Source organism: Rhodobacter xanthinilyticus (assembly GCF_001856665.1).
Lineage (GTDB): Bacteria > Pseudomonadota > Alphaproteobacteria > Rhodobacterales > Rhodobacteraceae > Rhodobacter > Rhodobacter xanthinilyticus.
The window spans coordinates 2,883,643-2,900,715 of record NZ_CP017781.1 but is presented as its reverse complement, the minus strand read 5'-3'; the positions used below and the strand labels follow the sequence as shown (position 1 = coordinate 2,900,715).

Annotated in this window: 19 protein-coding genes; 13 read left to right on the top strand and 6 right to left on the bottom strand. The window is 69.0% G+C overall.

Features of this window, described 5'->3' with window-relative positions:
- Positions 1 to 37: 37 nt before the first annotated feature.
- On the bottom strand, positions 38 to 3,496 hold the full coding sequence (locus LPB142_RS14180; protein ID WP_071167267.1) for a chromosome segregation SMC family protein: 3,459 nt from the start codon (positions 3,494 to 3,496) through the stop codon (positions 38 to 40).
- Positions 3,497 to 3,692: 196 nt separating this feature from the next.
- On the opposite strand from LPB142_RS14180, the gene LPB142_RS14175 reads away from it, so the two are divergent.
- Both LPB142_RS14175 and LPB142_RS14170 read left to right on the top strand, forming a co-directional pair.
- On the top strand, positions 3,693 to 4,049 hold the full coding sequence (locus LPB142_RS14175; protein ID WP_071166740.1) for a CidA/LrgA family protein: 357 nt from the start codon (positions 3,693 to 3,695) through the stop codon (positions 4,047 to 4,049).
- Positions 4,042 to 4,758 (top strand): LrgB family protein, encoded by a 717-nt coding sequence (locus LPB142_RS14170; protein WP_071166739.1) that lies wholly within the window; start codon positions 4,042 to 4,044, stop codon positions 4,756 to 4,758. The genes LPB142_RS14175 and LPB142_RS14170 overlap by 8 nt, the downstream gene beginning before the upstream one ends.
- 3 nt (positions 4,759 to 4,761) lie before the next feature.
- Here the strand turns inward: LPB142_RS14170 and rnhA are convergent, their stop codons facing one another.
- The 4 genes from rnhA to LPB142_RS14150 form a co-directional block, all read right to left on the bottom strand.
- On the bottom strand, positions 4,762 to 5,214 hold the full coding sequence (rnhA, locus tag LPB142_RS14165; protein WP_071166738.1) for a ribonuclease HI: 453 nt from the start codon (positions 5,212 to 5,214) through the stop codon (positions 4,762 to 4,764).
- Positions 5,211 to 5,813 carry a LysE family translocator gene (locus LPB142_RS14160; RefSeq protein WP_071166737.1) on the bottom strand — a complete coding sequence of 201 codons (603 nt, stop codon included), beginning with the start codon at positions 5,811 to 5,813 and terminating at the stop codon, positions 5,211 to 5,213. The genes rnhA and LPB142_RS14160 overlap by 4 nt, the downstream gene beginning before the upstream one ends.
- Positions 5,810 to 6,754 (bottom strand): 4-hydroxy-3-methylbut-2-enyl diphosphate reductase, encoded by a 945-nt coding sequence (gene ispH, locus LPB142_RS14155; RefSeq protein WP_068765324.1) that lies wholly within the window; start codon positions 6,752 to 6,754, stop codon positions 5,810 to 5,812. Before ispH ends, LPB142_RS14160 begins: the two co-directional genes overlap by 4 nt.
- Before the next feature lie 213 nt (positions 6,755 to 6,967).
- On the bottom strand, positions 6,968 to 7,528 hold the full coding sequence (locus LPB142_RS14150; protein WP_068765323.1) for a LabA-like NYN domain-containing protein: 561 nt from the start codon (positions 7,526 to 7,528) through the stop codon (positions 6,968 to 6,970).
- 136 nt (positions 7,529 to 7,664) lie between these two features.
- Between LPB142_RS14150 and folK the strand changes: the two genes are divergently transcribed.
- The 11 genes from folK to recO all read left to right on the top strand — a co-directional run bounded on the left by folK (position 7,665) and on the right by recO (position 16,495).
- On the top strand, positions 7,665 to 8,249 hold the full coding sequence (gene folK / locus LPB142_RS14145; RefSeq protein WP_068765322.1) for a 2-amino-4-hydroxy-6-hydroxymethyldihydropteridine diphosphokinase: 585 nt from the start codon (positions 7,665 to 7,667) through the stop codon (positions 8,247 to 8,249).
- Positions 8,250 to 8,320: 71 nt separating this feature from the next.
- Complete coding sequence (rpoZ, locus tag LPB142_RS14140; RefSeq protein WP_068765532.1) at positions 8,321 to 8,674, top strand: DNA-directed RNA polymerase subunit omega; 354 nt, start codon at positions 8,321 to 8,323, stop codon at positions 8,672 to 8,674.
- A 27-nt stretch (positions 8,675 to 8,701) separates the two neighbouring features.
- On the top strand, positions 8,702 to 10,822 hold the full coding sequence (locus LPB142_RS14135; RefSeq protein ID WP_068765321.1) for a RelA/SpoT family protein: 2,121 nt from the start codon (positions 8,702 to 8,704) through the stop codon (positions 10,820 to 10,822).
- A 35-nt stretch (positions 10,823 to 10,857) separates the two neighbouring features.
- A complete protein-coding gene (locus tag LPB142_RS14130; protein WP_068765320.1) occupies positions 10,858 to 11,559 on the top strand; it encodes a DUF2062 domain-containing protein in 702 nt (233 codons plus the stop codon).
- Between the two features lie 186 nt (positions 11,560 to 11,745).
- A complete protein-coding gene (locus tag LPB142_RS14125) occupies positions 11,746 to 12,492 on the top strand; it encodes a pyridoxine 5'-phosphate synthase (RefSeq protein ID WP_068765319.1) in 747 nt (248 codons plus the stop codon).
- 13 nt (positions 12,493 to 12,505) lie between these two features.
- Positions 12,506 to 12,907 carry a holo-ACP synthase gene (gene acpS, locus LPB142_RS14120; protein WP_068765318.1) on the top strand — a complete coding sequence of 134 codons (402 nt, stop codon included), beginning with the start codon at positions 12,506 to 12,508 and terminating at the stop codon, positions 12,905 to 12,907.
- Between the two features lie 58 nt (positions 12,908 to 12,965).
- Complete coding sequence (lepB, locus tag LPB142_RS14115) at positions 12,966 to 13,748, top strand: signal peptidase I (protein ID WP_071166736.1); 783 nt, start codon at positions 12,966 to 12,968, stop codon at positions 13,746 to 13,748.
- Between the two features lie 14 nt (positions 13,749 to 13,762).
- Entirely contained in the window at positions 13,763 to 14,449 is a 687-nt protein-coding gene (gene rnc / locus LPB142_RS14110; RefSeq protein WP_068765531.1) for a ribonuclease III, read from the top strand.
- Positions 14,446 to 15,357, top strand: a complete 912-nt coding sequence (gene era, locus LPB142_RS14105; protein ID WP_071166735.1) for a GTPase Era — start codon at positions 14,446 to 14,448, stop codon at positions 15,355 to 15,357. The genes rnc and era overlap by 4 nt, the downstream gene beginning before the upstream one ends.
- Positions 15,357 to 15,695, top strand: a complete 339-nt coding sequence (locus LPB142_RS14100; RefSeq protein WP_071166734.1) for a DUF1491 family protein — start codon at positions 15,357 to 15,359, stop codon at positions 15,693 to 15,695. The genes era and LPB142_RS14100 overlap by 1 nt, the downstream gene beginning before the upstream one ends.
- A gap of 74 nt (positions 15,696 to 15,769) precedes the next feature.
- Entirely contained in the window at positions 15,770 to 16,495 is a 726-nt protein-coding gene (gene recO / locus LPB142_RS14095; protein ID WP_197474209.1) for a DNA repair protein RecO, read from the top strand.
- Here the strand turns inward: recO and LPB142_RS14090 are convergent.
- Entirely contained in the window at positions 16,486 to 16,989 is a 504-nt protein-coding gene (locus LPB142_RS14090; protein WP_068765314.1) for a GNAT family N-acetyltransferase, read from the bottom strand. The genes recO and LPB142_RS14090 overlap by 10 nt on opposite strands.
- Positions 16,990 to 17,073: the final 84 nt, after the last annotated feature.

Below are 17,073 nucleotides of genomic sequence, written 5' to 3'. Positions count from 1 at the left end.
GGTGAGGCCGCAGGCCGAGGGGCAGCGCCCCTGCGCCTCAGGCCACCAGCGCTTCGGCGCGTTTGAGATCGACCGAGACGAGCTGGCTCACGCCCTGTTCTTGCATGGTCACGCCAAAGAGCCGGTCCATCCGGCTCATCGTCACCGCATGGTGGGTGATGATCAGGAAGCGCGTGTCGGTGCGGCGGGTCATCTCGTCGAGCAGGTCGCAAAAGCGGGTGACATTGGCGTCGTCGAGCGGCGCGTCGACCTCGTCAAGCACGCAGATCGGCGCGGGGTTGGCGAGGAATACCGCGAAGATCAGCGCCATTGCGGTCAGCGTCTGCTCGCCCCCGGAAAGCAACGACAGCGTCGAGAGTTTCTTGCCCGGCGGTTGGCACATGATCTCGAGCCCGGCCTCGAGCGGGTCGTCGCTTTCCACCAGCTGCAGGTTCGCCGTGCCGCCGCCGAAGAGGTGGGTGAAGAGCGTGCGGAAGCTCTCGTTGACCTGTTCGAAGGCGGTCAGAAGCCGCTCGCGGCCCTCGCGGTTGAGCCCCGAGATCCCGTTGCGCAGCTTGCGGATCGCCTCTTCGAGATCGGCTTTCTCGCGGACCAGCGTGTCGTATTCCTCCTGCACCGTGCGCGCGTCTTCCTCGGCGCGCAGGTTGACCGCGCCGAGGGCCTCGCGCTGGCGCTTGAGCCGCGCGACCTCGATCTCGAGCGCGTCGGAGGCGGGCATCTTGTCGGGGTCGGTGCCGAGCGCCTCGAGAAGCTGCGCAGGCGTTTCGCCGTTTTCCTCGGCGATGCGCTCGGCGGCGGCGGCGACGGTTTCGCGCGCGGCCTCGAGGCGGGCCTCGGCGCGGGCACGGGCTTCGCGGGCCTCGCCGGCGAGCCGTTCGGCCTCGCGCTCGGTGATCTGGGCCTCGCGCAGGCGGTCCTCGGCCTCGGCGAGGCGTTCGGCGGCGGCGCTTCGGCGGGTCTCGGCGGTCTCGATCGCCTCGTCGAGCTCGGCGCGGCGTTCGGCCAGCTCCTCGGGCACGGCGGCGGCTTCCTCGAGCTCCTCCTCGGCCTCCTCGCGGCGCTGGGCGAGCTCGGCGGTGCGCTTCTCGGCGGTCTCGAGCCGGTGGCGCCAGCCGGAGATCTCCTTCGTCACCTCCTGGCGGCGCTTGAGCCGCGCCTCGCCCTCGCGGCGGATCTCGTCATGGCCGGAGCGGCGGGTGAGCATCGTCATCCGCGCGGCCTCGACGGTCATCTTGACGGCATCGACCTCGGCGCGGGCGGCGTCGAGATCGGGGAGCGCGGCCTGCGCGCTTTCGGCCTCGGCCAGCGCCATCCGCGCGGCGGAGGCGGCCTCCTCATGGCGCTTCACGGCAAGGCGCGCGCTCTCGAGCTTGCCTGCGGTGATCGAGCGATCGGCCTCGGCGCGGCTCAGTGCGCGGCCCGCTTCGGCGAGGCGTTGGTCGGCGGCGCGGCGGGCCTCGCGGGCGCGGGCATCGGCGGCCGAGGCCTCGGCCAGACGCCGGCCGAGCGCCTCATGCGCCTGCCGCGCGCCCTCAGCGCGGGCCGCGACCTCCTCGAGGTCGCGCTTGAGCTCCACCAGCCGGTTGAGCTGTTGCAGCCGCAGCGCGGCGGCCGTCGGCGCATCCTCGGCGCCCGCGCGCAACCCGTCCCAGCGCCACAGATCGCCCGCCTGCGACACGAGCCTCTGCCCGGGCGCGAGCGCCGCTTGCAACCGCGCGCCCTCGGCGGCATCGGCGACCAGCCCGATCTGCGCGATCCGCCGCGCGAGAACCGGGGGCACCTCGACATGGGCGCCGAGCGGCTCGACGCCGGGCGGCAGCGGCTGCGGCTCGGGATAATCGGGCAGCGCCCCCCAGCCCGAGCGCGCCCCGGCCTCGACCTCGGGCGCGCGCAGATCATCGGCCAGCGCCGCGCCGAGCGCCGCCTCATAGCCGCGCGCAACCCGCACCCGGTCGAGCAGTTGATGCCCGCTCGCGGCCTCGCGCTCGACGAGCCGGGCGAGCGCCGCGACCTCGGCGCGCAGCGCGCCGGCCTCGCCCTCGGCCTCCGAACGCGCGGCGCGGGCCGCGCTTTCGCGCGCTTGCACCTCGGCGCGGGCCTCTTCGGCGGCGGCGAGCGCCTCTTCGGCGGCCTCGGCGGCCTCGGTGGCCTCTTCCTGGGCGGCTTGGGCGGCCTCGAAAGCCTCGCCCGCGCTCTCGAGAGCCTCCGCCGCGGCCTCGGCGGCCTCGGAGGCGCGCGCCGCTTCGGTCTCGGATTTCTCCGCCGTCACCCGGCTGTCGGCCAGGAGCCGCGCGGCCGATTGGTGGCGCGCCGCGAGGCGGGCGACATCCTCGGTCAGCTCGCTCAGCACCGCCTCGCGCTCTTGCAACACGCCCGCGGCCTCGGCGGCCTCCTCGGCGGCGGCGGCGAGCTTGTCCTCATGGCCCTCGGTGGCCTTCAGAAGCTGGCCCATCTCCCAGTCGAGCCGCGCGATCGTCTCGCCGGCGTCGCGGTTGAGCCCCGCCTCGCGCTCCATGTCGCGGTCGAGCTGCAAGATCCGGCCCTTCAGCGTCTCGATCCGCGCGCCCGCCTGGCTTTCGAGCTCGCCGAGCTGGTCGCGCTGCACCGAAAGGCGCTGCAAGATCGCGCCGGCGATCGCCTCTTCCTCGCGCAGGGGCGGCATCGCCGCCTCCGCCGCGCCGCGCGCCTTGGCCGCCGCGCGGGCGGCAAGCTCGGCCTGCGCCGCGCCGCTCAGCCGCTCGCGCCAGACCGCCTCGGCCTCGGCGCGCGCGTGATCGGCCTCGCGCCAGCGCCGGTAAAGCAGCGCCCCCTCGGCCCGGCGCAGCTCCTCGCCGATCTCGCGGTAGCGCGCCGCCTGGCGGGCCTGACGGGCGAGCGTGGCGAGCTGCGCGCCGAGCTGTTCGATCACATCATCGACGCGCAACAGGTTCTGCTCGGCGCCGTTGAGCTTCAGCTCGGCCTCGTGGCGGCGCTGATAGAGGCCCGAGATCCCCGCGGCCTCCTCGAGGATGCGCCGGCGCGCCTTCGGCTTGGCGTTGATCAACTCGGAGATCTGGCCCTGACGCACCAGTGCGGGCGATTGCGCCCCTGTCGAGGCATCGGCGAACAGCATCTGCACATCGCGCGCGCGCACGTCCTTGGTGTTGACCTTGTAGGCCGAGCCCGCGTCGCGGGTGATGCGGCGCACGATCTCGAGCGTGTCGGCATCGTTGAACCCCGAGGGCGCGAGGCGCTCGGTGTTGTCGATCTGGAGCGAAACCTCGGCGAAATGGCGCGCGGTGCGGGTCGCGGCGCCGGCGAAGATCACATCCTCCATGCCGCCGCCGCGCATCGCCGAGGCGCGGGTCTCGCCCATCACCCAGCGCAGCGCCTCGAGCAGGTTCGACTTGCCGCAGCCATTGGGCCCGACGACGCCGGTCAGCCCGTCATGGATCACCAGATCCGTCGGGTCGACGAAGCTCTTGAAGCCGTTGAGACGCAGCCGGGTGAAGCGCAAGAGCGGGCCTTTCGATTCCGCGAGGGTGGGGGCGAGTGTGTTTTGTGCGCGCGCCGGAGTCAACGCCGCGCCCCATGATCTCGCGCGGGGCCCGCGGTTATCCACAAGATATATCCCGCGCGGGGGCGCATTTTGGGGTTTCGCGCGCGGGGCCGGGGGCGTAGCCTTGGCCGGTTCTGGCCGAAGGAGGGGGCGCATGGTTGCCGCGCTAGCGATCGTTTTGCTGTTTCAACTGGTGGGGGAGGTGGTCTCCCGCGCGCTCGGGCTGCCGCTGCCGGGGCCGGTGCTGGGGATGATCGCGATGGTCGTCGCGCTCGCGCTCTCGCCGCGGCTCGGTGCGCTCATCAAGCCCACCGCGCAGGGGCTCTTGCAGCATCTCTCGCTCCTTTTCGTGCCCGCCGGGGTGGGCGTGGTCGCGCATCTGCCGACGCTGGCGAGCCATGGGCTCGCGCTCGCGCTCTCGCTCGTCGGCTCGACGCTTCTGGCGATCATCGTCGGGGCGGTGACCTTCACCCTCGTCGCCCGCGCCGTGGGGAGCCGCGACGATGTCTGATGCCGCGCTGATCTGGTCCTATCTCGCCTCGAAACCGCTGCTGTGGCTTTGCGCCACGCTCTTTGCCTATTGGGCGGGGGATGCGCTCTTTCGCGCCACGGGGCGGGCGCCCTTCGCCAACCCGGTGATGATCGCGGTGATCTTGCTCGCGATCTTGCTCGAGGCGACGGCCACGCCCTATGCGAGCTATTTCGAGGGCGCGCAATTCGTCCATTTCATGCTCGGGCCGGCGACCGTGTGCCTTGCGGTGCCGTTGCAGGCCAACCTCCATGCGATCCGGCGCGCGATCGTGCCGATCGCGGCGGCGCTTCTGGCGGGGTCGTTCACGGCGGTGGCCTCGGCTCTGGCGATCGCGAAGGCGCTCGGCGCGGGGCCGCAGCTTCTCGCCACGCTCGCGCCGAAATCGGCCACCGCGCCGGTCGCGATCGGGATCTCCGAGCAGCTCGGCGGCCAGCCGACGCTGACCGCGGTGCTGGTGCTGCTCACCGGCATGATCGGCGCGATCTTCGTCACCCCGATGCTCAACGCGCTGGGGCTGACCGACTGGCGCGCGCGCGGCTTCGCGACCGGCGTCGCGGCCCATGGGATCGGCACCGCACGCGCCTTTCAAGTGCATGATACGGCGGGGGTTTTCGCCTCGATCGGGATGGGGCTGAACGCCGTTCTCACGGCGTTTCTGGCGCCGCTCGTGCTGCATCTCTTTCAGTGAGGCTCAGCCCTTGAAGGGCGCCATGCCGGCGCGGGCGAGCTCGTCGGCGCGCTCGTTCTCGGCGTGGCCGGCGTGGCCCTTGATCCATTTCCAGGTGACCTTGTGACGCGCCTGCACTTCGTCGAGGCGCTGCCAGAGGTCGGTGTTCTTCACCGGCTTGCGGTCCGCGGTTTTCCAGCCGTTGCGCTTCCAGCCATGGATCCAGCCGGTGACGCCGTTCTTCACATAGGCGCTGTCGGTGGTGATGGTGATCTCGGCGGGCCGGCTGAGCGCCTCGAGCGCTGCGATCGCCGCCAAGAGCTCCATGCGGTTGTTGGTGGTCGCGGCCTCGCCGCCGCTCAGCTCTCGCTCCTTGACGACCGCGCCGCCCTCCATCGCGCGCATCAACACCCCCCAGCCGCCCGGGCCCGGGTTGCCCGAGCAGGCGCCATCCGTCCAGGCATGCAGCTCCATCAGGCGCGCTCCATCGCCAGACGCAGCCCGAGGGCGGCGAAACTCGCGGCAAAGGCGCGCCGCATCCAGGCCATCACGACGGGCCGCGAGAGCACCGCCTCGCGCCCCGAGGCTGCGAGCCCGGCATAGAGGAGGAAGGTCACGAAGGTCATCGCGGCAAAGCCCGCGCCGAGCCAGGCCATGCCCGCGAGCCCATCGGTCGGCGCCATGAACTGCGGCAGGAAGGCCATGAAAAACATCGGGATTTTCGGGTTGAGCAGGTTCAGCGTCACGCCCCGGCGGATGATCCGGGCGGCGGGTTGCGGGGCGGCGGCGGTCAGCGTGAGCCCGCCCGAGCCGCGCAGCGTGCCCCAGGCCATCCAGGCCAGATAGGCCACGCCCGCGAATTTCACCGCCTGAAAGAGCACCGCCGAGCTGTGCAGCAGCGCCGCGAGCCCGGCCATCGCCACGCCGAGATGGACGAGCGTCGCCAGCGTGCAGCCGAAGGCCGCCAGAACGCCCGCGCGCAGGCCCTGGCCGAGGGTGACCGAGAGCGTGTAGACCACGCCGATCCCCGGCGCGAGGCAGACGATCAGCACGGTGAGCAGGTAATCGAGGCTCATTGCGCGGCCCTCAGCACCCGCGGCACCTTGAATTCGATGTCTTCGCGCGCGGTTTCGACGAGTTCGACGGTCAGCTCGAAACGCGAGCGGAAGGCGTCGATCACCTCCTCGATCAGCACCTCGGGCGCCGAGGCGCCGGCGGTGACGCCGACCGTGGTGATCCCCTCGAGGGCGCGCCAGTCGATATCCTCGGCGCGCTGCACGAGCTGGGCATAGGCGCAGCCCGCCGCGCGCCCGACCTCGACGAGGCGGCGCGAGTTCGAGCTGTTCGGCGCGCCGATCACCAACAGCGCGTCGATCTTCGGCGCGATCGCCTTGACCGCGGCCTGGCGGTTGGTGGTGGCATAGCAGATGTCTTCCTTGGCGGGGCCGACGATGCCCGGAAACCGCGCCTTCAGCGCCGCCACGATCCCCGCGGTATCATCGACCGAGAGCGTGGTTTGCGTGATGAAGGCGAGGCGCGCGGGGTCGCGCGGCGCCAGATGGGCGACATCCTCGACGGTTTCGACGAGCAAGACCTCGCCCTCGGGCAGCTGGCCCATCGTGCCGAGCACCTCGGGGTGGCCGGCGTGGCCGATCATCACCATCTGCAAGCCCTCGGCATGGTGGCGCTCGGCCTCGATATGGACCTTGGAGACGAGCGGGCAGGTCGCATCGACAAAAACCATCTCGCGGCGGCTGGCCTCGGCGGGCACCGATTTCGGCACGCCATGGGCCGAGAAGATCACCGGCCGGTCATCGGGGCATTCGTCGAGCTCCTCGACGAAGACCGCGCCTTTCTCGCGCAGGCTGTCGACCACGAATTTGTTGTGCACGATCTCATGGCGGACATAGACCGGCGCCCCCCATTTCTCGATCGCCATCTCGACGATCTTGATCGCGCGGTCGACGCCCGCGCAAAAGCCGCGCGGCGCGGCGAGGTAGAGGGTCAAAGCGGTCATGGCGGTCTCCTGTTCGGCCCGGACCAGACCTAATGCGCGCGCCTGCCCGCGTCCAGTGCGGGTTGCGCGGGCGCATTTGCGTATTTGGGCCAAGAAGAAGCGAGGGCTGTTTCTTCTTGGTGATAAATACGCAAGCTCCGGCGGGGCTGGGGGCGCGCAAGACAAAGGGGCGCGCGGGTGTCCGCACGCCCCTTGATCTGGTTGGGGTCCGACTCAGGCCTCGGTGCTGTCGCCCTCGCGCGGCTCGCGCGGGGGGCGGCCGATCACGTCGCGCAGCGCGTCGAGTTCGATGAAATTGTCGGCCTGGCGGCGCAGTTCATCGGCGATCATCGGCGGCTGCGAGCGGATCGTCGAGACCACCGAGACGCGCACGCCCATCCGTTGCAGCGCCTCGACCAGCGGGCGGAAATCGCCGTCGCCGGAGAACAGCACCGCATGGTCGAGCCGCGGCGCGAGTTCCATCGCGTTCACGGCCAGCTCGATATCCATGTTGCCCTTGACCTTCCGCCGGCCCATCGAGTCGGTGTATTCCTTGGCGGGTTTGGTCACCATGGCGTAGCCGTTGTAATGGAGCCAGTCGACCAGCGGGCGGATCGGCGAATATTCCTCGTTTTCCAGAAGCGCAGTATAGTAGAACGCCCGCACCAGCTTGCCGCGGCGTTCGAATTCCTGGCGCAGGAGTTTATAATCGATGTCAAACCCGAGCGCTTTCGCGGCTGCGTAAAGGTTCGACCCGTCGATGAACAGCGCAAGCCGTTCGTCCTTGTAAAACATCAATCAGTCCTTTCAACAGGCCCATCGAATGCGTCCGGGGTGGTTGACGCGGGCACTTGAATCACCAATTACGCCGACGGGATGCGTTTCCGTCGACCGACATAGCAAGGGCCTCCGGGCAAGGGTATCTGTCTTTATGTTCAATAGCGGTTTCTTGATTGCGCTCGGTGCGAACCTTCCCTCGGAGGTCGGCTCGCCGGCGCAGACGCTGGTCGCGGCGCTGGCGCGGCTGGGCGGGCAGGGGCTTTCTTTGCGCGCGGTCAGCCGGTTCTATCGCTCGCCGGCTTTCCCGGCGGGGTCGGGGCCCGATTATGTGAACGCGGCGGCGGTGGTGGCGGGCGAGATGGCGCCCGAGGCGGCGCTCGAGGCGCTGCACCGGGTCGAGGAGAGCCTTGGGCGGGTGCGCGCGCGGCGCTGGGAGGCGCGCAAGATCGATCTCGACCTGATCGCGGCGGGGGCGGCGGTTCTGCCCGATCGCGAGACCTTCGACGCCTGGCGCGCGCTGCCGCTCGAGGCGCAGATGCGCGAGGCGCCGGGGCGGCTTGTGTTGCCGCATCCGCGGCTGGCCGAGCGCGCCTTCGTGCTGATTCCCCTCGCCGAGATCGCGCCGGGCTGGCGCCACCCGGTCACCGGAGAAACCGTCGCGGCAATGGCAAAACGCCTCCCCGAGGCCGAAAAAGCGGCTTTGCACCCTTTCGAGGCGCCCTTTGCGGCGGATTGACCGCTTGTCAAGCGCTTGACGAGCGCCTAAATAGGCCGCTCACACCTCCCAAATCCTGACAGGAGATGCCGATGGCCCGCGTGACGGTTGAAGATTGCGTTGACAAGGTCCCGAACCGTTTCGAGCTGGTGATGCTGGCTGCCCATCGTGCGCGCGAAATCGCCGCCGGTGCGGCGCTGACCATCGAGCGCGACAATGACAAGAACCCGGTCTGCGCGCTGCGCGAGATCGCCGAGGAAACGCAGTCGGCGGACGATCTGCGCGAGCGGCTGATCGAGAGCAACCAGACCCAGATCGAGGTTGACGAGCCCGAGGACGATGCGATGTCGCTCCTGATGGGCGGCGAGGTCGATGCGCCGAAGGAAGACGACATGAGCGAGGAGCGCATGCTGCGCGCGCTGATGGACGCGCAGGGCCGCGACTGACGTCAAGACAGGGGGACAGAGCGCGAGATGATCGACGTCGAAGACCTGATCGCGCTCGTCCGCAATTACAATCCGCATACCGATGCTGATCTGATCCGCCGGGCCTATGCCTACGGGATGAAGATGCATGACGGGCAGTTCCGGCACTCGGGCGAGCCCTATTTCTCCCATCCCGTCGCGGTCGCCGCGATCCTGACCGAGCAGCGGCTCGACGATGCCACGATCGTCACCGCGCTCTTGCATGACACGATCGAGGACACCCGCTCGACCTATACCGAGGTCGCGGGGATGTTCGGCGCCGAGATCGCCGATCTGATCGACGGGGTGACCAAGCTCACCAATCTCCAGCTCTCCTCGGCGGCCTCGAAACAGGCGGAGAATTTCCGCAAGCTGTTCATGGCGATGTCGAAGGATCTGCGGGTGCTGCTCGTCAAGCTCGCCGACCGGCTGCACAACATGCGCACGATCCGCTCGATGCGGCCCGAGAAACAGGCCCAGAAGGCGCGCGAGACGATGGAGATCTTCGCGCCGCTCGCCGGGCGGATGGGCATGCAATGGATGCGCGAGGAGCTCGAAGACCTCGCCTTCAAGGTGCTCAACAACGAGGCGCGCACCTCGATCATCCGCCGCTTCGTCAGCCTGCAAAAGGAATCGGGCGATGTGATCCCGAAGATCACCGCCGATATCCGGCTGCTGCTCGAAGAGGCGCAGATCGACGCCGATGTCTTCGGCCGCGCCAAGCGCCCCTATTCGATCTGGCGCAAGATGGAGGAGAAACAGCTCGCGTTTTCGCGGCTCTCCGATATCTACGGCTTCCGGGTGATCACCCAGAGCGAGATGGATTGTTATCGGGTGCTGGGGCTGATCCACCACCGCTGGCGCGCGGTGCCCGGGCGGTTCAAGGATTACATCAGCCAGCCGAAGACGAACGGCTACCGCTCGATCCACACCACCGTTTCGGGGCGCGACGGCAAGCGCGTCGAGGTGCAGATCCGCACCCGGCAGATGCATGAGGTGGCCGAGGCCGGGGTCGCGGCGCATTGGTCCTATCGCGATGGCGCGCAGACCGAAAACCCCTTCGCGGTCGACCCGGCGAAATGGCTCTCCTCGCTGACCGAGCGCTTCGCCGAGGGCGATCACGATGAATTCCTCGAGAACGTCAAGCTCGAGATGTATTCCGACCAGGTGTTCTGCTTCACCCCGAAGGGCGATGTCATCAAGCTGCCCAAAGGCGCGACGCCGATCGATTTCGCCTATGCGATCCACACCCGTATCGGCAATTCCTGCGTCGGCGCCAAGGTCGACGGGATCCGCGTGCCGCTCTGGACACGGCTGAAGAACGGCCAGTCGGTCGAGGTGATCACCGCCGCCGGCCAGCGCCCGCAGCCGACTTGGCTCGATATCGTGGCGACCGGGCGCGCCAAGGCCTCGATCCGCAAATCGCTGCGCGAGGAGGACCGCACCCGCTTCGTCAAGCTCGGCTCCGAGCTCGCGCGGGTGGCGTTTGAACATGTCGGGCGCAAGGTCACCGACAAGGCGCTGCGCACCGCGGCGAAAACCCTCGGCCTGCCCGATGAGATCGAGGTTCTGGCCCGGCTCGGCTCGGCCGAACTCAAGGCGCGCGAGGTGATCGAGGCGCTCTACCCCGAGCTCGCCGCGCGCGGGCCGGTCGATACCGTCGAGCCCACCCGCGCGGTGCTGGGCCTCGGCGCCGATCAGAGCTTCCGACGCGCGAAATGCTGCCAGCCGCTGCCCGGCGAGCGGATCGTCGGCATCACCTATCGCGGCCAGGGCGTGGTGATCCATGCGATCGACTGCCCCGCGCTCGAGGAATTCGAGGAACAGCCCGACCGCTGGATCGACGTGCATTGGCAACCCGGCCAGCACCCGCCGGTCTATACCGCCGCGCTCAAGATCACGATTTCGAACGATGCCGGCGTGCTCGGCCATATCTGCAGCTTGATCGGCGGCCAGAAGGCCAATATCTCGGATCTGCATTTCGTCGACCGGAAACCGGACTTTTACTCCCTCGTGGTAGAGGTCGAGTTGCGGGACGCGGAACATCTGCACACGCTGCTCACGGCGCTGGAGGCCGAGACGGATGTGGCGCAGGTCGAGCGCTGGCGGGATCTCGCGCGCAAGCCCTGAACGGGCGCCCCGGCGGCGGGGCGAAAGGATGAACGGTGGTTTTCAAACGGCGCGATAAACGCCCCCTGCTGACGGCGCTGCGCGAGGCGATATGGCCGCGAACCGGCTGGACGCGGGCGTTCCATTACGTCAAGCACCGCGTGAACCGCCTGCCCGACCGCCCCCACCGCATCGCGCGGGGCGTTTTCGCCGGGGTGTTCATCTCCTTCACGCCGTTCTTCGGGTTCCATTTCCTCTCGGCGGCGGCGGTTGCGCTTTTGGTGCGCGGCAATGTGCTCGCCTCGTTGCTGGCCACCTTCTTCGGCAACCCGGTGACCTTCCCGATCATCGCGGTGAGCTCGGTCAAGCTCGGCCACTGGATGCTCGGCCGCACCCCCGGCCTGCATCACGGCGACAGCCTCGGCGCGACCTTCCTCGCCGCGGGCCATGATCTCAAACACAATATCGTGGCGATCTTCACCCCCGCCCATACTGAATGGAGCGGGCTTGCGATGTTCTTCAAGGATGTCTGGCTGCCCTATCTGGTCGGCGGCTTCATCCCGGGGATCATCGCGGGGGTCATCTGCTATTACATCTCGCTGCCGATCATCGAGGCCTATCAGAAGCGCCGCCGCACCCGGCTGAAGGAACGGCTCGAGAAGATCCGCGCCAAGATCGCCACCAAGCGCGAGGAAAAGCGCGAGGAAAAAACCGCCCGCGTCGAGGCCGCCAAGGCCCCCGAGGCGCCCAAGCCCTGACCGCGCGCCTCTGGCTGCGGCAGGTTTTGCGTATTTTTGCCAAGAAGAAACAGCTGTCTCAGCGCATTTCCCGCTGTTTCTTCTTGGTCCAAATACGCAAATCCGGCGCGCGCCACCCTTCCCTCCGCCAGGGCGCTCGCGCATAATCGCCCCAAAATGTGCCGCCCGAATTTGCCGGAGAAAATCATGCCCCATTCGCTGCGCCTTGGTGTCAATATCGACCACGTCGCCACCCTGCGCAACGCGCGCGGCGCGCCTTACCCAGAGCCCCTGCGCGCGGCCAAGCTCGCCGAAGCCGCGGGCTGTGACGGGATCACCGCGCATCTGCGCGAAGACCGCCGCCATATCCGCGACGAGGATATCGCGCGGCTTGCGGCCGAGCTCGTCGTGCCGCTCAATTTCGAGATGGCGCCGACGGCCGAGATGCAGGCGATCGCGCTCCGGATCCGCCCGCATGCCTGCTGCATCGTGCCGGAAAAGCGCGAGGAGGTGACCACCGAGGGCGGGCTCGATGTCGCGGCCGATCGCGCGCGGCTGGCCGACTATATCGCGCCGCTCAGCGCGCAGGGCACGCGGGTGTCGATGTTCATCGGCCATGATCCGGCGCAGATCGAGGCTTCGGCGGCGATCGGTGCGGCGGTGGTCGAGTTGCACACCGGCCATTATTGCGACCTGCATTACGCGGGCCGCTTTGCCGAGCGCGATATCGAGCTCGAGGCGCTGGCGGCGGGGGCGGCCTATGCGCATTCGCTCGGGCTCGAGGTCCATGCCGGCCACGGGCTGACCTTCGAGACGGTCGGGCCGATCGCCGCGATCCCCGAGGTTCGCGAGCTCAACATCGGTCATTTCCTGATCGGCGAATCGGTGTTTCTCGGGCTGGAGGGGGCGATCGGGCAGATGCGCGCCCTGATGAACGCCGCGCGGGGCGAGTGAAGGAGGGCGCGCCATGATCCTCGGCGTGGGCTCCGATCTGGCCAATATCGAGCGTATCGCGGGCACGTTGGCGCGGTTTGGCGACCGGTTCCGCAACCGGGTCTTCACCGAGGCCGAGATCGCCAAGGCCGCCTCGCGCGCCGATCAGGCGGGCACCTATGCCAAGCGCTGGGCGGCGAAGGAGGCCTGCTCGAAGGCGCTCGGCACCGGGCTTGCGATGGGGATCTCCTGGAAGGACATGGGGGTGACGAACCTGCCCACCGGCCAGCCGGTGATGGCGCTGACCGGCTGGGCAGCCGAGCGCCTCGCGGCGATGACCCCGGCGGGCCATGAGGCGGTCGTTCACGTCAGCTTGACCGATGATCACCCCTGGGCGCAGGCTTTCGTGGTGATTGAGGCGCGCCCGCTTCCTTGACACAGGGCCCCGGGCGGGCCAAGGAAGGCGGAACCTGAAAAACCTGAGGACCGGCAGAATGGCGAGCAAAACGGATGGCGGCATCGTCGAGACCATCAAGACGATCTTCTGGGCGCTGCTGATCGCGGGCGTGTTCCGCACGCTGTTCTTCCAGCCGTTCTGGATCCCCTCGGGGTCGATGAAGGACACGCTGCTGATCGGCGATTTCCTCTTCGTCAACAAGATGGCCTATGGCTATTCGGCCCATAGCTGCCCGTTCTCGGCCTGCCCGATCTCGGGGCGGCTCTTCGGCTCCGAGCCCGAGCGCGGCGATGTCGTGGTGTTCCGCCACCCGACCAAGGGCGTCGATTTCATCAAGCGCCTCGTCGGCCTGCCGGGCGACCGGATCCAGGTGATCAACGGTGTGCTCAACATCAACGGCGCGCCGGTCAAGATGGAGAGCGCGGGCGAGTTCACCGAGGTGAAGGCGCCGCAGGGCCCGCAGGGGCTGCTGCCGCGCTGCAAGAATGACCCGGTCGGCCAGGGCGGCACCTGCATCAAGGACCGCTACCTCGAGACCCTCCCCAATGGCGTCAGCCACGAGATCCTGAACATCTCCGACAGCTGGGTCGCCGACAACACCCCGGTCTTCGTGGTGCCCGAGGGGCAGTATTTCTTCATGGGCGACAATCGCGACAATTCCGAGGACAGCCGCTTCCCGGCCGCCGCGGGCGGGCTCGGCTTCGTGCCCTTTGAAAACCTGATCGGCCGCGCCGACCGGGTGATGTTCTCCTCGGCGGGGCGGTCGCTGTTCTTCTTCTGGACCTGGCGGATGGACCGCTTCTTCAAGGCGATCGAGTGAGCGAGGGCGGGGCGGTGAAGATCGGCGCGGATCTCGAGGCGTTCATGGGCCGGCTGGGGCATCGCTTTGCCCGGCCCGAGCTTCTGATGCGCGCGCTGACCCACAGCTCGATCGGCTCGGCCACCCGCCCCGATAACCAGCGGCTCGAATTCCTCGGCGACCGGGTGCTCGGCCTGACCATGGCCGAGGCGCTCTTTCGCGCCGACCGCGCCGCCTCCGAGGGCCAGCTCGCGCCGCGCTTCAACGCGCTCGTGCGCAAGGAAACCTGCGCCGATGTCGCGCGCCAGATCGACCTCGGCGCGGTCTTGAAACTCGGCCGCTCGGAGATGATGTCGGGCGGGCGGCGCAAGGAAGCGCTGCTCGGCGATGCGATGGAGGCGGTGATCGCCGCGGTCTATCTCGACGCGGGCTTCGAGGCGGCGCAGGCGCTCGTGCTCAGGCTTTGGGGCGCGCGGATCGACGCGGTCGAGGAAGACGCGCGCGACCCGAAGACGAGCCTTCAGGAATGGGCCCAGGCGCGGGGCTTGCAACCGCCCAAATACGTCACCATCTCGCGCGAGGGGCCCGACCACGCCCCCGTCTTCACCATCGAGGCACAGCTCGCCAATGGCGAGAGCGAGCGTGCCACCGCCGGCGCGAAACGGCAGGCCGAACAGGCCGCCGCCCGCGCCCTTCTCGCCCGGCTGGAGGGCCAAGCATGACCGAGACCACCCGCGCAGGCTTTGTCGCGCTCATCGGCGAGCCCAATGCCGGCAAATCGACCCTTCTCAACCGCATGGTCGGCGCCAAGGTCTCGATCGTCACCCACAAGGTCCAGACCACCCGCGCCCGGATCCGCGGCGTGTGCATGGCGGGCGCGGCGCAGATCGTCTTCGTCGACACGCCCGGCATCTTCCGCCCGCGCCGCCGGCTCGACCGGGCGATGGTCTCGGCGGCCTGGGGCGGCGCCTCGGATGCCGATATCGTCGTGCTGCTGATCGAGGCGCATCGCGGCCTGACCGAGGGCGCGCGCGCGATCATCGCCGCGCTGAAGGAGCGCGAGGGAACCCAGCCCGTCGCGCTCGCGATCAACAAGATCGACCGGGTGAAGGCCGAGAAACTGCTCGAACTCGCCGAGGCCGCGAATGCCGAATACCCCTTCGCCAAGACCTTCATGATCTCGGCCGAGCGCGGCTACGGGGTCGATGACCTGCGCGACTGGCTCGCGGGCGAGCTGCCGGTCGGCCCCTGGTATTACCCCGAGGACCAGATCGCCGACCTGCCGATGCGCCAGATCGCGGCCGAGGTCACCCGCGAGAAACTGACCCTGCGGCTCCATGAAGAGCTGCCCTATCAGCTCACCGTCGAGACCGAGAAATGGGAGGATCGCCCCGATGGCTCCACCCGCATCGACCAGCTGATCTATGTCGCGCGCGATGGCCACAAGGGCATCGTGCTGGGCAAGGGCGGCGAGACGATCAAGGCGATCTCCACCGCCGCCCGCGCCGATCTGGCCGAATTCCTCGGCCGGCCGGTGCACCTCTTCTTGCAGGTCAAGGTCCGCCCGAACTGGCTCGAAGAGGCCGAGCGCTACTCCGAAATGGGCCTCGATTTCAAGGACGGCGATTGATGGCAGGGCCCCGCCTGCGGGCGGAGCTCTGGGTGCGCGCCTATCTCAAACGGCTCGAACTGGCCAATATCCCCGCCTATATCGCCGCCCGCGGCCAACCCGACAGCGGCGCGGTGATGGTCAAATGCGCCCGCCTCGACGGCACCGCCCAGCTCTACGAGCGCCGCTCCGATCTGATCACCGGCGGCTGGCAATGGCTCATCCTCCATGACGGCCCCGAGCCCGAGATCGACGCCTCGATCCGCAAACAGCGCGGCTTCGACCCCGACCTCTGGGTGATCGAACTGGAGAGCCGCGAAGGCCGCACGCTGCTCGACGAAGCCGGCCTCGCCGACTGACTTTCCCTTTCATCTTGCACCAAATATCCTGCGGGGGTCCGGGGGTGCAAAACCCCCGGCCGGATCACAAGCGCATCATGGACTGGCAAGACAGCGGCACCATCCTCTCCACCCGCCCACATGGCGAGACCTCGGCGATCGTCGAGGTCTTCACCGCGGCGCATGGCCGCCACGCGGGGCTGGTGCGCGGCGGCGTCTCGCGCAAACTCGCCGCGACGCTGCAACCGGGCTCGCATGTTGCGGTCTCCTGGCGCGCGCGGCTCGAGGATCACATGGGCACCTTCACCATCGAGCCGCTGCGCTCGCGCGCGGGCGCGCTCTCTGACCGGCTGGCGCTCGCCGGGCTCAACGCCACCTGCGCGATGCTGCGCTTTGCCCTGCCCGAACGCGACCCGCATCCGCGCCTCTACGCCGCCTCCGAGCCGCTTTTCGACGTGATCGGCGCGGCGATCGAGGGCTGGCCGGTCGATTATCTGCGCTGGGAGCTCGCGCTCCTCGACGAGCTCGGCCTCGGGCTCGACCTGAGCCGCTGCGCGCTGAGCGGCTCGCGCGAGGATCTCGCCTTCGTCAGCCCCCGCACCGGCCGCGCGGTCAGCCGCAAGGCCGCGGGCGACTGGGCGCCGCGGCTCCTGGCCTTGCCGGAGGTCCTGCTCGGCCAGGGCCCGGCCACCTGGGGCGAGATCGGCGCGGGGCTGCGCCTCACCGGCCATTTCCTCAACCATTTCGCCGAGGAGCATCACCGCCGCGCCCTGCCCGAGGCCCGCAACCGGCTGATCGCGATGATCGCCCGTCAGGGCTGAGCGCGGGTATCCAGACGCAGCTGCATCAGCGCGAGATCGAGCCAGCGGCCGAATTTCTGCCCGACCTCGGGCATCCGCCCCACCGGCTCGAAGCCGAGGCTCGCATGCAGCGCGATCGAGCCCGCATTCCCCGCCTCGATCGCCGCGACCATGATATGCGCCCCGCGCGCGCGCGCCTCGGCGATCAGCGCCTCCATCAGCGCGCGCCCGCGCCCGCCGCCCTGCGCGCCCTTGCGCACATAGACCGAATGTTCGACCGTCGCGCGATAGCCGTCAAAGGCGCGAAACGGCCCATAGCTCGCATAGCCGAGCACCGCGCCGCCCTCCTCGCAGACCAGCACCGGAAAGCCCCCCTCGGCCCGCGCCGCCATCCACGCCCGCCGGTTTTCGGCATCGACCTCGATGTCGTTCCAGATCGCGGTCGTCTCGCGCACGGCGGCGTTATAGATCTCGGCCAAGGCGGGGGCGTCGGCGGGGGTCGCGGGGCGGATCATCAGGCTCTCCTTTTCGCGCGAGAATGCCGGAACCACGCGCGGGCGCAATGCAAAACGGGGCCCCAAAGGGCCCCGCTGCCGGAG

Excerpts from the sequence above, each read along its gene's own strand:
- LPB142_RS14170 (WP_071166739.1), top strand. The coding sequence starts at position 4,042 with ATGTCTGATGCCGCGCTGATCTGGTCCTATCTCGCCTCGAAACCGCTG.
- lepB (WP_071166736.1), top strand. The coding sequence starts at position 12,966 with ATGGCGAGCAAAACGGATGGCGGCATCGTCGAGACCATCAAGACGATC.
- era (WP_071166735.1), top strand. The coding sequence starts at position 14,446 with ATGACCGAGACCACCCGCGCAGGCTTTGTCGCGCTCATCGGCGAGCCC.
- rpoZ (WP_068765532.1), top strand. The coding sequence starts at position 8,321 with ATGGCCCGCGTGACGGTTGAAGATTGCGTTGACAAGGTCCCGAACCGT.
- LPB142_RS14135 (WP_068765321.1), top strand. The coding sequence starts at position 8,702 with ATGATCGACGTCGAAGACCTGATCGCGCTCGTCCGCAATTACAATCCG.
- acpS (WP_068765318.1), top strand. The coding sequence starts at position 12,506 with ATGATCCTCGGCGTGGGCTCCGATCTGGCCAATATCGAGCGTATCGCG.
- LPB142_RS14160 (WP_071166737.1), bottom strand. The coding sequence starts at position 5,813 with ATGAGCCTCGATTACCTGCTCACCGTGCTGATCGTCTGCCTCGCGCCG.
- LPB142_RS14100 (WP_071166734.1), top strand. The coding sequence starts at position 15,357 with ATGGCAGGGCCCCGCCTGCGGGCGGAGCTCTGGGTGCGCGCCTATCTC.
- LPB142_RS14175 (WP_071166740.1), top strand. The coding sequence starts at position 3,693 with ATGGTTGCCGCGCTAGCGATCGTTTTGCTGTTTCAACTGGTGGGGGAG.
- LPB142_RS14150 (WP_068765323.1), bottom strand. The coding sequence starts at position 7,528 with ATGTTTTACAAGGACGAACGGCTTGCGCTGTTCATCGACGGGTCGAAC.
- folK (WP_068765322.1), top strand. The coding sequence starts at position 7,665 with ATGTTCAATAGCGGTTTCTTGATTGCGCTCGGTGCGAACCTTCCCTCG.
- LPB142_RS14125 (WP_068765319.1), top strand. The coding sequence starts at position 11,746 with ATGCCCCATTCGCTGCGCCTTGGTGTCAATATCGACCACGTCGCCACC.
- LPB142_RS14090 (WP_068765314.1), bottom strand. The coding sequence starts at position 16,989 with ATGATCCGCCCCGCGACCCCCGCCGACGCCCCCGCCTTGGCCGAGATC.
- ispH (WP_068765324.1), bottom strand. The coding sequence starts at position 6,754 with ATGACCGCTTTGACCCTCTACCTCGCCGCGCCGCGCGGCTTTTGCGCG.